This window comes from Hyella patelloides LEGE 07179 (assembly GCF_900659865.1).
Lineage (GTDB): Bacteria > Cyanobacteriota > Cyanobacteriia > Cyanobacteriales > Xenococcaceae > Hyella > Hyella patelloides.
On record NZ_LR214014.1, the window covers coordinates 1 to 10,620 of the forward strand.

Here is a 10,620-nt window from a genome sequence, read left to right on the forward strand (position 1 = left end):
ATTTTTTAGGTACTTTCAAATATTATTATTTTTTCGAGTCAAGCTATTCTCAATAAGCTATTTTTAATGATAAAAGTTTGTGGTTTTGATCCAGGTTGAGGATTTTATTCTGAAAGAAGCTAACCAATCTTCCTCTATCTAAAGTCTGAGAGTAGATACTTTGATAAAACTACAAATTGAAGTGCGTAATGGGAAATTAATCTCTCCAGCTACTTTTTAAAAATGGTATAAAACCCTGAATCACTACTCATACTTTATCTCTGAACAAAGTTCCTCATCCCTTACTTGACTTCATCTAAGCTATTTTTTTTATAATAAATTGGAAAGACTGGGGAGAGCGAGTTACCAATTCCCATCGATCTTTAATTGAAGTTAAAAAGCGATCTATACCTTCTTTAGGATTTAACTCTGGAGCTTGAGAGTTAAGCCAACCATAATCATTAAAGATAGCTAAACCTCCCACTTTTAGTAATTTCCAAACAGCATCGGCATTTTCAAAAGCAGCATCTACAGATTTGCGTTTATCTTGCAGATTTGCCACATCAAAACTATTTAGCTCTAAATTGGGTAAATGTTGAGCTACCGTACCCGTCAACAAAGTAACTTTTTCTTGAGCTCCCGTACTGTTCAAGTTGCCTGTAAAATCAGATTCAAATTGAGAATCGATACAGACTAATTGAGCGGAATCATGAGTCAAAACAGTATCGAGAAACCAACAAGCAGACATTCCTTGATAACTGCCTAATTCAATAATTTTCAAGCTTTTTTGCTGCATAATTGGCTTGAATATAGGTTGCCAAATAGCCAAACGATAACTAAAAGTGTCTTTGGTAAAATAGTAATCGCGATCGCGACATTCTTTCCAACCTCTCAGCTTACAGGCTTTTTTAAAGTTAGTTACCGCATCATTAATCCTTCCTTTTTCCCTTAAAGCATCTCCCAACTGAATATAAACCCAAGGAAATTCTTCGACCAGGTTAATAATGGCGTGACAGGTAGATATAGCTTCATCCCATTTTCGTAAATGCAAAAAAGTTTTAACTAAATCGCGATAAGCCCAAGGAAATTCAGGCGCAACTTTAATTGTCTGACGAAATTGCTCAATAGCAGTATCATACTGTCTTTGCCTGAAGGCGATGTTACCCATTTTGTAATGAGCTTTTGCCTGTTGGGGGTCTTGTTCTAAGATCTTTTGGAATCTTGCTTTAGCCAGTTCTAAATTGCCTTGACGCAGCCAAATCTCCCCTAAGTCGTAATGTGCATCAAATAACTCGTCTGAGCGATCGCAAGCTCTTTGTAAACACATTAAAGCCCGATCCATTTTGCCGAATTGTTCAAAGGCTTTACCCAATTTGTAATAACCGTTAGCATTCACCATCTCAGGATCGGATTCCAAAGCTTGATACCAGCATTCGATTTCTGCCAGTCTTTGCCCCATTTGACCGTAAATTTGAGCCAAATTAGAGTAAAGATGAACTGCATCTGGCTTCAGCTTTAGAGCATGATTAAAAACTACTACCGCTTTTTCCCAATTCGCTTCTTGAGCATAAAGTCTTCCAATCTGAGCATAGACATCCACTAAGTTGGGTTCATTGTCTAGAGCAAAAGAGTGCCACACTACAGCTTCATCAAATCGACCCATTCCTTGCAGTACATTACCCAAATCTCGACAAACCTTTTGGCAATATTCAGTATTTTCTGGCTGTTCGGTGAAAGCAGTTTCACATTCAGCAACAGACTTCATTAAATAACTAGCACTCACGGATTATAAAAACCAAATATTAAAATAATTAGCCTTGTAGGGCAGATGGTAAGAGAGCCAGAGCCATACAAAATTAGATTAGCAGTGCATCAAACTATGCGATGCTTGCACCCATAGCATTGGGGTGTAAACGACCCCGCGCTTAACATAGGCACCCAGGAGCGTTATCTGGGCAAGGAAACGCCCTAAAGGACTCGCTCCCCTAAAGGACTCGCGCACCAAGACGGACAAGAAAATTCTTGATTCTGAAGTAGACGAGGGATCTCGGCACAAAGTTTCGTCAGCCAAGACAAGTGCGAGGTGCCAAGCACCAATTAGAAAATTTTCAAAGGTCTTAAAGGTCTTAAGGTGTACACGTAATGCTATAGCAAGTAGCAAGTAATAGATTAGCAACTAACAACTAGCAGCTAATTCTTTTCCTTCTCCTTGACAGCGAAGCTGCTTGAATAAAGCAATGTTAGCATAGCAAACCTTAAAACCCCTTGCTAAAGAGACGGGGAGCTGAGGTTGTCGCCAGATTTATGAAGTGAACAGTAAGGCTATACAAATTATCATAGCTATTCTATTCACTAAATCCTGCTACGTTTAAAACTAATTCTAAAGAACTAAGATTTACCAAAATATCTTCTGTCAGAGAATTCTGATACATAAGATTGCGTAGGGTTGGGCAATTAAAATTTTCTCCCAGACAATAATAGTGTTTTAGTTCTAGTTGCTCCGAAATTACCCAATAATCAGTTCTGATGTAGTTGGGAGAAAATAGTTCAATAACCGTAGTTTGAGGAGAGCAGAATGCCAAATTGGTTAAACCAGAGCCATGAGGTGCCACAATTACCTTAGCATTGGCAAACAGAGCCACTTGTTCTAATATGCTCATTTCTTCCAGAAAGATGGTTTGAAAATCTAGCTTATTTAAAAACTGAGTCACAGCCTTTTCATTAATAACCTGTCTGGTTCTAGCTCGCGCTCTGCTGATATAAATTTTCTTGCCATATTGCGAGCTTTCGATACTAATTTTAGGTAAAAAAGTTTGTCGTAAAAACTTAATTGTGCCATAGGGTATCCAATCTAGGTAGCCAGGAAAAGAAGGTACAATAAGCTCCTCTGCTTCGATAAAAGAAGTGTCATCACTAGAGACAACTTTATTCAGAGGAATCCCCAACCAACTGAGAGTTTCTTTTTGAAAAGGTTTTTCTATAGAGTTGATCACAAACCAATCAATAGAGTCTAAATCAATCTCACTCAGACGCATTAACTCAATGCGAGGCAAAATATCAAACATCCAGTGATAATAAACATGACCAGCTAATCCTGAGAGAACGGCAACTTTACCTTTTAATTGAGTTAGATCGGGGAGGCGATCTACTTCAAATATTTTGTGATTAGTTTTTTCTGGATAAGGACAAGGGGGTAAAAACCAAGGATAGCAACGAGATAAATCTCCCAGTAAATAGTTATCGGGTGTCATAACCGCTATTGCATGACAAATAATCCAAGAGTTTTTTTGAGGAGCATTCCAAACTTTTCCTTGGGGAATGGAAACAACAAAAGGTAAAGAAGCAGTTATATCTAGAGAATAATTAAAAGAACATTGATAGCTCCGATTGCCGATAAAAACTGGCTGAAATTCATTAATTAATTGTGCCATGCATTTAGCACAGCTAACCCCACCGCATTCAATCTCAGAGTTATCTAATTCTTCGGGAGTAATTTGAATGGGTGGTTGTTTGCTTCGTCTGCTATTAGTAGGTGCAGTTCCTTCCCAAACAATTTCTGTATAGCTGTAGTCTTCTAGACGACAATCTCGAATCCAATCATGGGTATGGTGATAGATTGCCTGGGGTAAGTGGGATAAAGTATTTTTTGTCGGAAATAATTGGGGTAATTCTTGCCACAATCCTGTCTGATAGGATTTCTTTTGCAGAATCTGTTCGTAATAGTCAACCGCAGATTGAGCAAGTTGTTGATTTTCCAGAATTTTTCCCAATTGAAAACCCAACTGTCCATGATGGGGTTCTAGAATTAAACCCATTTGATAAATTCCCACCGCAGCATTCCAGCGTTTTTGTTTAGCTAAACAATTACCTAAATTAAGGTAAAGTGAGACTGCATCGGGCTTGATATCCAATCCTTTCCGATAGCAAGCTTCTGCTTGGGTGATGCTACCGTACTCAAATAAAACATCTCCCCAATGAGAGTATGTTTGCCAAAGAAAATTTAAAACTTCTGGCGTGTCCGCTTCTTCTGATAAAGCAGCGAGAAATTTAGCACAAGAATTTTTCGCTCTAGTTAATAAATCTGTAGTGTTTTCCTGAAGATTATTCTCACAATAGGTATTGACAAAATCTGGTTCTAAGGCGATCGCCTGACGCAGATATTTAATTGCTTGTTCTCGTTTCCCCTGATGGAATAATACCCCCGCTAAATGACTAAAAGCAGCCACATTGGTCGGCTCAAGATTGATAAAATATTTAATAATTTCTGCGACTCGTTCATAATTGCCCTGTTGTTGCCACAATTTACTCAAATTATTGTAAGCAAGTCCCATTGATGGCTCTAAACTGGTTGCCATTTCAAAGCTGGCTAAAGCTTTATCTGGTTGCTCGTTGAGTAAATAAATCTGACCTAGGTTATTGTGGAGGGTACTCCAAGTAGGATTAATCTGAAGTCCCTGTTGTAAAATTTTAATTGCCGTGGCGTATTTTTTTTGTTTGGCGAGAGTACTGCCTAAATTACTATATGCTCGAATATGGTTGGGCTGAATTTCAATCGCTCGCTGATAATTTTTAACAGCCGTATCTAATTCACCTCGGCGATCGTATAAAACCCCCAGATTAAAATAAACCGCAGGATAATCTGGCTTAGTTTTGAGAGCTTGTTGATAAGCTGCGATGGTTTGCTCCCAATCTCCTAATTGATGCAAAACTACTGCCAAATTATATTGTAATTCTGCCCAATCGGGATTGATTGCCAAAGCTTTTTGATAATGCCAGGCTGCTTGAACAAACTGATTTTGCTTGCTATAAAGTAACCCTAATTCGGCATAAATTTCCGCTTGATTTAATGCTGTACCAAGAGCTTGTTGATAAACTGAGATCGCTTCTGTTAGTCTACCCTGGTTCGTATAGGCTTTTGCCAAGAAAGGGTAAAATTCAAGACGTTTCGGATTATTCTTTAAGGTTTGAGCACATAGAGCAATTACTTCACTCCACTGGCGTTGAGCGATATAGGATCTAATTTGTTTAATGGCAGATTCGCTTGTCATTTCTCATTTATCATTGATCATTTGCCATTTATCATTTGCCATTTCCTAAATCTAATATATGGTAGATCGTATTGAATGCTTGATGTTTAATGATAAATGTTCAATCTGTTAGACAACCAAGATGTCTCTTACAATTAGACTATGATAGCTTCGTCCTCAAAAAAAACCATCACCATTTTGGCTAGTTGGGGCAATTTTTAGGTATTTGATGATTGTATTGACGATTAAAAGCTAAATTTTAGAATAAGTCGTAAGTATCTATTTTCTGCCTTTAATTCTACTGAAGTAGAGTTTTAAAAAGTTATTTTCTCAAAATTTTGTTTTTAAAATTGAAATTTTTAGTTCATATTTCCTTTTATTGAATTTGATTGCGTTGGGGATCGCCCAGATAAACTTGTGTTTCGGAAAATGATTGATTATTAATTATGGGTGTTAATTGCCAATGGTTTACTAACTCTTTTAGCAATTTGTCTTGCTGTTGACGAAATGTTTTAATTTGCCAACCACTATTAATCACTGCAAACCAAATTTTGCGCTCGCTATCTAGAGGAATTACTCCCGCTAAAGCACTGACTTGATTTAAAGTACCTGTCTTAACGGCTACCCCTTGGGGTATGTCGCGGTTTTCCATTGTGCCTACACTGTCTCTACCAGCAACAGGTAAGATATCTACGACTTGTAAGTTGTGAGGTTGCAATAGGTTCTCAATTGCCATGAGCATTTTGGTAGCAGCACGGGGAGAAATGCGATTTTCCACTCCTAATCCAGAGCCATTAATTAATTGTATTTCTGAAGGAGAAACTCCTGTAATTTCCAGGGCATAATTAGCAACTTCTGACGCGCCTCCTACAGTATCTGCTAGCATTTGTGCCATCTGATTATTACTGTAGATATTCATTTGTCGCAAAATATTCATTAGGGATAGAGACTTGTGCAGTACCAGCAGTTGAGCATCCCTAGGCAAATTTTCTATTACCTTGACTTTCCCTTTGATAGTTAGTTGAGGACGAGGAGTAATTATGGGTAAGGCTCTAAACTGTTGCTTGACCTCCGATGACCATAAACCAGGTTCTAAACCCTGCTTGAGCAGCTTTCCTGAAGCTTCGGGATCGGATTGATAGTTCATATAGAATTGGTCGTTAACCAGTAAATTACCCGTTATTTCCTTAATACCTAACTGATTGAGACTGTTGCTAAGAGCGATCGCTTCTTCCCAGACAAAGAAAGGATCTTGGTTACCTTCAATTATTAAATCTCCCTGTAAGACTCCTCCTTGAATCGAACCTGTGTGAGAAATTCGCGTTATAAACTGATGCTCTACTCCTAATTTGCCCAAAGCAGCTAAGGTAGTGGCAATCTTAGTTAAAGAAGCAGCCGAAACGGGAATATTACCCTGATGCTCTCCTAATTCGAGCCAATCTGATTGCAACCATACTCCTTGGAGATTACCCTTGATTCCTTGTTGACTTAGATTCTGTAAATAATCATCCACAATCTGCTGCACTACAGGATCGGATCGATCGTCAGGAAGTTGAAAAAGTGCGGTATCATGCCAAGCGATCGACTCTAGCTGCACTTGTTGTTGAGGAGTATTCCCCAAGATTCCCCACAATAGACTCAACAAACTAGAACCAATAATCTTTAACATTAAGCAACCTCCTAGACTAAAATGGCAGTGGATGATTAATAACCTTTATAACTTCCTTGGGGAAATTGTAAAGATTATTAATCATCCTTGATTTGGTGTTATGGTGGCACTTCCTTGACTTTATTCAAATTGATAGATAGTCATTTTGGAAAATCATTGATTTTCAGCACTAATAGCCCAAATTTATGAAGTTTGTCCAAACAATCTTTATAAATTATTCTTAATACTGTTAAAATTTGTAAGACTTCTATATATTTGCTCAATGGGATTACAGCGCGCAACAATCGCAGTAGACGCAATGGGGGGAGACTATGCCCCAGACGAAATCGTAGTTGGCGCAATTCGCGCTGCTGCTGAATTAGATGTAAACCTGCTTCTAGTAGGAGATCGAGAACGAATTCAAGCCTGTATCGATGAACATGGTGGAGCGGACACCGAACGCCTTGAAATAGTCTCCGCAGAAGGCGTGGTAACGATGGAAGAAAAAGCAACTAGCATCCGTCGTAAACCCAAAGCATCAATCAATGTAGCAATGAGTTTAGTCAAAGAGCAAAAAGCTCAGGCTGTAGTTTCTGCGGGTCATTCAGGAGCAGCAATGTCGGCTGCTCTTTTGCGCTTAGGTCGTCTGAAAGGAATAGATCGCCCCGCTATCGGTGCAGTATTTCCAACTATGATTCCTGGGAAATCTGTAATTGTGCTTGATGTAGGGGCAAATATGGATTGTCGCCCCAAGTATTTAGAACAGTTTGCTCTTATGGGGACAATTTACAGTCAATATATTTTAGATGTAGATGAACCTAAAGTAGGCTTACTCAATATCGGAGAAGAACCTGGTAAGGGAAATGAGCTAGCAGTGCAAACCCATAAGTTGTTACAGGATAATTCCGCAATTCCTTTTGTGGGTAATGCAGAAGGCAAAGATGTGTTGTCGGGAAATTTTGATGTTATTGTCTGTGACGGTTTTGTGGGCAATGTGTTGCTAAAATTCGCCGAAGCTATTGGGGAAGTGATGCTCAACATCATGAAAGAAGAACTCCCTAAAGGATGGCGTGGTAAAGTAGGAACAGCTTTACTTAAACCCAATCTCCGCAACATTAAACAAAGAATTGATTGTGCAGAACATGGCGGTGCTTTGCTCTTTGGAGTATCGGGAGTCTGTATTATTAGTCATGGTAGTTCTCATGCTCCTTCAATCTTCAATGCAATCCGTATGGCAAAAGAAGCAGTAGAACATGAAGTAATCGAAAAAATCGAAGCTTATAACCAGCAGCATCGAGAAGAAATCAAAGAAACTGCTTCAGCTAATTAAATCAAACCACAATTATCTTTACCTAGGAGCAAGGGAGCGAAAACATTGAACAATATCGGGATGGGTATGGCGATTACTGGCTGCGGTTCTGCTGCGCCTCAAGCGGTTTTAACAAACGATCATCTGAGTCAGATTGTGGAAACTTCGGATGAGTGGATTAATAGTCGCACAGGGATGAAGCACCGCCATATAAGCTCTGAAACCGAATCTTTGAGTCAATTGTCAGCCGAAGCTGCTCAAAATGCGATCGCAATGGCGGGGATATCTCCTAATGATGTGGATTTGATTATTTTAGCTACTTCGACCCCCGATGACCTATTTGGTAGTGCGGTGAAGGTACAGCATCTTATGGGGGCTACAAGAGCAGTAGCTTTCGATCTCACGGCTGCTTGTTCGGGTTTCACCTTTGCTCTGATTACGGCTGCTCAATACATCCGCACGGGAATGTCGAAAAATGTGGTAGTTATTGGTGCAGATCTGCTTTCTCGCTGGGTAGACTGGTCAGACCGTACTACCTGTGTGCTGTTTGGAGATGGTGCGGGAGCGGTAGTCTGTCAGGGAATAGAAAATAGCGATCTCGCCGTTGGCGAGGCGCGTTGCGGTCGCCTTTTGGCTTATGGAATGTATAGTGATGGAAATCAAAATAACTGTCTCAATCTCCCTTATCAAGGACAATCCAAACCGCTTACAGAAGAGATTACCGCCCAATCAGGCACTTATCAACCCATTACTATGAACGGTCGGGAAGTTTATCGCTTTGCAGTAGCAAAAGTGCCAGAAGCGATCGAAAAAGCCATGTTTACGGCTGGTTTGAGTAATGAAGATATTGATTGGTTACTACTACATCAAGCCAATCAACGTATTATGGATGCGGTAGCCAAACGTTTAAAGCTACCCAAAGCAAAAATATTAAGTAATATTGCTGACTATGGCAACACTTCCGCAGCTTCAATTCCCCTGGCTTTAGATGCAGCAGTAAGAGAGGGTAAAGTCAAACCAGGACATATCGTTGCTGCTTCTGGTTTCGGTGCAGGGCTTACTTGGAGTGCTGCTATTTTTCAATGGGGTTGATTAATATATAAGTCTTTTTATACTATAGGTTGAAGGTTGTTTGATAGAATCTGATGTTGATTTAACAGCACCAGCTATAACAAGCCTGAAATTATGAAACGCAGACAAGCTTTATCTCAAATTGCGATCGCCACTACCACCGCTACTACTTTGGTAGCCTGTAATGAAACTGGTGGAAGTCCTAGCGTTCAAGCCAATGATTTACCTAACATACGCTGGCGCATGGTAACAAGTTGGCCCAAGTCTTTAGATACGATCTTTGGTGGGGCGCAAACAATCTGCGATCGTCTCAAAGCCATGACTGGCGGAAAGTTTACCATTGAACCCTATGCAGCAGGGGAAATTGTTCCTGGGTTAGAAGTCTTAGATGCGGTGCAAAATGGCACTGTAGAATGTGGACATACTGCTAGCTATTACTATGTTGGGAAAAATCCCGCTTTAGCCTTTGGTACTTGTCTACCCTTTGGTTTAACCGCCCAACAGCAAAATGCCTGGTTTTATCACGGTGGCGGTATTGATGCCATGCACAAGCTATACAGTGATTTTAATGTCATTAGTTTTCCCGCAGGTAATTCAGGAGCGCAAATGGGAGGTTGGTTCAAAAAAGAAATTCAATCTCTGGGCGATCTTAATGGCTTAAAAATGCGAATTCCTGGGTTAGGAGGGAAAGTAATGGCTCGTCTGGGTGTAAATGTCCAGGTATTACCAGGAGGAGAAATTTATCTGGCTTTAGATCGGGGTGCTATAGATGCAGCAGAGTGGGTAGGACCTTATGATGATGAAAAGCTCGGTTTAAATAAAGCTGCATCTTTTTACTATTATCCTGGCTGGTGGGAACCAGGTTCGACTTTTGAAGTGCAGGTAAACAAATCACAATGGGATAAACTGCCTGTAGAGTACCAAGAAATATTTAAAACCGCAGCTATGGAAGCCAATCTAAATATGCTGGCTAAGTATGATGCTTTAAATCGTAATGCCCTACAAAGTTTAATTGCTGGTGGTACTAAACTAACTCCCTATAGTGCTGAAATTTTACAAGCAGCACAAAAAGCTGCTTTTGAGATTTACGAGGAAAATGCTAGTCAATCTCCTGCGTTTCAAGAAATCTACCAACAGTGGAGTAAATTTCGTTCTCTGGTATTTCAATGGAACACAATTAATGAGTTGAGCTTTAGTAATTTTACTGCTCAATCCTAAAAAAAAATTTGGCATTGCATTCGTGAAGTGGAATGGTAAAGATTGTCTGGAAGATTGGGAAACTGGGAGATGACTGAAAAATATCATCCTGCAACTCACATTCCGCAGAAAAATTTAATTTCTTCGTGATTTTTTGAGCAATTTAGTCTACACACTTTAAGAGATAGAGAATACAGCGATTTTAGAAACAGAATAAGAACTAATATATTATTTGGTGTTTTTGAAGATTGGCGATTGCTATAAACGGCTATATTCAAGCAAATTCATTTAATTATTTCCTTGAGAAAATTATCTGCGGAATGTCAGCTGCAACTAAACCGCGTCTAGTTTGAAATCCATAGTTTTTAAGATAACTGTTCGAGGGACTA

The 10,620-nt window shown here is 39.5% G+C and carries 6 protein-coding genes; 3 read left to right on the forward strand and 3 right to left on the reverse strand.

Going from position 1 to position 10,620, the window contains the following annotated elements; genetic code table 11:
- Positions 1-295: 295 nt before the first annotated feature.
- From H1P_RS26365 to H1P_RS26375, 3 genes are all read right to left on the reverse strand, one after another.
- Positions 296-1,744 carry a tetratricopeptide repeat protein gene (locus tag H1P_RS26365; protein WP_246141962.1) on the reverse strand — a complete coding sequence of 483 codons (1,449 nt, stop codon included), beginning with the start codon at positions 1,742-1,744 and terminating at the stop codon, positions 296-298.
- A gap of 580 nt (positions 1,745-2,324) precedes the next feature.
- A complete protein-coding gene (locus H1P_RS26370; RefSeq protein ID WP_144873182.1) occupies positions 2,325-5,027 on the reverse strand; it encodes a tetratricopeptide repeat protein in 2,703 nt (900 codons plus the stop codon).
- A 355-nt stretch (positions 5,028-5,382) separates the two neighbouring features.
- A complete protein-coding gene (locus H1P_RS26375; RefSeq protein WP_144873185.1) occupies positions 5,383-6,675 on the reverse strand; it encodes a D-alanyl-D-alanine carboxypeptidase in 1,293 nt (430 codons plus the stop codon).
- A gap of 262 nt (positions 6,676-6,937) precedes the next feature.
- Between H1P_RS26375 and plsX the strand changes: the two genes are divergently transcribed.
- The 3 genes from plsX (at position 6,938) to H1P_RS26390 (ending at position 10,252) form a co-directional block, all read left to right on the forward strand.
- A complete protein-coding gene (plsX, locus tag H1P_RS26380) occupies positions 6,938-7,984 on the forward strand; it encodes a phosphate acyltransferase PlsX (protein WP_144873188.1) in 1,047 nt (348 codons plus the stop codon).
- Between the two features lie 45 nt (positions 7,985-8,029).
- A complete protein-coding gene (locus H1P_RS26385) occupies positions 8,030-9,055 on the forward strand; it encodes a beta-ketoacyl-ACP synthase III (RefSeq protein WP_186376154.1) in 1,026 nt (341 codons plus the stop codon).
- Between the two features lie 93 nt (positions 9,056-9,148).
- Positions 9,149-10,252 carry a TRAP transporter substrate-binding protein gene (locus H1P_RS26390; protein ID WP_144873191.1) on the forward strand — a complete coding sequence of 368 codons (1,104 nt, stop codon included), beginning with the start codon at positions 9,149-9,151 and terminating at the stop codon, positions 10,250-10,252.
- Positions 10,253-10,620: the final 368 nt, after the last annotated feature.

Excerpts from the sequence above, each read along its gene's own strand:
- plsX (WP_144873188.1), top strand. The coding sequence starts at position 6,938 with ATGGGATTACAGCGCGCAACAATCGCAGTAGACGCAATGGGGGGAGAC.
- H1P_RS26370 (WP_144873182.1), bottom strand. The coding sequence starts at position 5,027 with ATGACAAGCGAATCTGCCATTAAACAAATTAGATCCTATATCGCTCAA.
- H1P_RS26390 (WP_144873191.1), top strand. The coding sequence starts at position 9,149 with ATGAAACGCAGACAAGCTTTATCTCAAATTGCGATCGCCACTACCACC.
- H1P_RS26375 (WP_144873185.1), bottom strand. The coding sequence starts at position 6,675 with ATGTTAAAGATTATTGGTTCTAGTTTGTTGAGTCTATTGTGGGGAATC.
- H1P_RS26365 (WP_246141962.1), bottom strand. The coding sequence starts at position 1,744 with ATGAAGTCTGTTGCTGAATGTGAAACTGCTTTCACCGAACAGCCAGAA.